The sequence below is a fragment of the Candidatus Cloacimonadota bacterium genome (assembly GCA_020532355.1).
GTDB lineage: Bacteria > Cloacimonadota > Cloacimonadia > Cloacimonadales > Cloacimonadaceae > UBA5456.
Genome location: JAJBBD010000240.1, coordinates 1 through 2774 on the forward strand (window position 1 = coordinate 1; position 2774 = coordinate 2774).

Annotated in this window: 2 protein-coding genes; both read left to right on the forward strand. The window is 43.9% G+C overall.

Going from position 1 to position 2774, the window contains the following annotated elements; all coding sequences use genetic code 11:
* Positions 1-2272, forward strand: a 2272-nt coding sequence (locus tag LHW48_08410) for a T9SS type A sorting domain-containing protein (GenBank protein ID MCB5260472.1), incomplete at its 5' end; no start/stop codon positions are given.
* A 321-nt stretch (positions 2273-2593) separates the two neighbouring features.
* Positions 2594-2774, forward strand: a 181-nt coding sequence (locus LHW48_08415) for a hypothetical protein (protein ID MCB5260473.1), incomplete at its 3' end; no start/stop codon positions are given.

Genomic DNA, 2774 nt, shown 5'->3' on the forward strand with positions numbered 1-2774 from the left:
CACCCAATTTGGAACCTATGTTGCCATGTTCGATTCATTAGGAGCCCAATTGCATAGAAAAGATGGAGAAAACATCAGAGTTGACATCGGGCCCGGAGATGGTATCCTGCTCCAAATGTGTTCTAGCTTGCCAAATTCTGTTACAAGTGATGCTGTACTAAAGAAGATTGCTTATCTCTCCGGAGAGATTACTATAGATGGCGGCGCCGATGTGAGTATAGAGCCTAATACATTAACTACCATTTTCCCAAACTCTGTCATCAGAGTGAAGGGAGGCTCAAGCCTGAATATATCCGGCTCTGTAGCTGTTGGCGATAGTGTATCTATCATAGTGGAAGAGGGCAGTAGTATCTCATTTGCTAAGGCAAATTGTTCATGGGGTATAGACTCGGTTCTTGAGATAGATGGGGCTGTTGTATATGCAGATAGCAGTTCATTTGTGAGCAGTGTCTCAGCACAAACTTGGGCTGGTATCCATGTATCGAACTCCGGTTCATTGAGCTTCAGCAATACAACAATAGCCGGGGCAGAAGAGAACAACGTGGATAACTCTTCCGTCAATCTACTAAATTGCAGCATCACAATCCCAGCAAATGGAGTGGGATTGGACATTGAGAATTATGAGACAGGGCTTACAGTCCGTATTGATTCAAATCAGGAAGGTTCCGGTTTCTTTGGAAGTGATGGAACTGCTATAGGCTTGAAGTACTGGTCATTACCTTCTGCAGCACTGATTCGAAACATGGTATTCTCAGGGCTATTGAGTGGCATTGAAAATCAGTATGATTCTGCTATCAGAGATACTATACAGAGTTGCCACTTCATTGATACAGCCACTGGCATTCACCTTACTGGCTCTGAGTTTTCTCCTCTGATAACTGACTGCCATTTTGTGGAGAATAGCATTGGAATTGAACTGGAAGGAGCTTCTCCCAAGATAGAGGACTGTTCCTTCACTCAGTGTGATGTGGGAATTAGAACGGAATGGTCAACTTCTGTACTGGGAGGTATCTATGATTGTAGCTTTGATTTGGGTGATACGGGGATAGTAAGCCGGGGTTCGAATCTAAGATTGGCAGATAATAGCTTCTATACCCTAATAGGGATTTTAAACCACTCCGGTTCAACCCTAAACATGAGCTCTTCTGCTAATAACCTCTTCAATTCTGAGGTAGTAAATCTGGATTTTCAGGATACTGCTTCTTACAATGCTTACATCCAGCTCTATGCCGGGCACAATGATTTCTATCATGAGAACTCCGGACTATTCAATCCAACCTTTGACTTCCGCTTTGATACACAATGGCATGTATCTCCGCCACCGCGCAGCAATGCCATTTCTGCCAGTAACAACTGGTTTGAGAATGGATTGGTTATAGTAAACGCTCCTGGACAAGCTTCGCATTATGTTACAAGTTTCGTTCTGGATCCCTCTCCCAACGTCATTATCGAGTCTGAGGATAGAATGGCTACTGCATTGATTTCCGAGAAACAGGGAGACAGCACCACTGCTAATAGTATTTACAAAGCAATCCTGGATGAGAATCTGGTGGAGGAATCTCAACTGATGATTGATGCCTTGGACGGATGTTATCGCACTTCAGCGATGAGTCCCGATTCTCTGCTGGCGCTGGAGACTTACATCCTTTCCAAAATCAGCCAGTATGAGACTGAGAATCCAAAATTGACCAAGTACTTACAAGACTATCTGGTGAAAGACTATCTCCTGATCAAAGACTACCAATCTGCCATTAACCTTCTTCAGGTAAGGTTGGACAATCCAGAATCCGAGATAGACTCTCTCTTGGCGGTGATGGATTTGGAGATAGTGCTGCATCTGGCAGCAATGAATGAGACCAAGCAACCTATCACTACGAAATACACGCAATATGTGTATCCTTCGCGATCCGTCTTTTCGTCAAAACACTCTGAGCAATGGAACTTGTTACGTGAGCTGTATGATAGGGAAGAGAACGATCAAGCGCCAATCCCGCTAACAGCTCAGATCAGTGCAAACTATCCCAATCCCTTCAATCCCTCGACTACAATAGAATTCAGCATCCCGCAAACGGGACAGGTGAACTTATGTATCTATAATATCCGAGGTCAGAGGGTGAAGAACTTGCAGAATTCTGTAATGGAAAGAGGTTATCACCGGGTTGTTTGGGATGGCAGAGATACGAACAACTGCAATGTTGCCTCCGGGATCTATTTCATCAAGCTTGAATCGGGTGGAAAGACCTCGATTCGCAAAGCAATGCTCTTAAAATAGTAGTAAACATTCAACATAACAAGCCCGGGGTGAAACTCCGGGCTTGTTCTTTCTGGTCACAATAATCAATGATCACAGCACATGTCATTGAGTATAAATTCCACGACGCGCAGCACCACGACCCGGAACCCCGCAAAGTGTATTGGCGCTCTCCGAAGCGCCACAGATGCCACCCCGCAGGGCGGGGTTATGGTCAAAAAACAATCTAGAAGTATGACTGCTACAATATTGTATATAGTGGATTAGGTTTTTAGGACAGCCCTATAAGGTGTACTTGACATCGAGATAACAATGAAAAAAGTACAACCGTGGGAGGTTCAAATGAAGAAACGCAGCACTTACAGCGGCAAATTCAAGAGCAAGGTTGCCATTGCGGCAATATTTTGTCCAAGTGGTAGTTACTATTATCAGCTCCAGAATCAAGAGAATAAACCCGTAATGATATATGCAATATACAAATACGGATTACGTATGGAAGCAATTGGATTCTTGGATATGCATA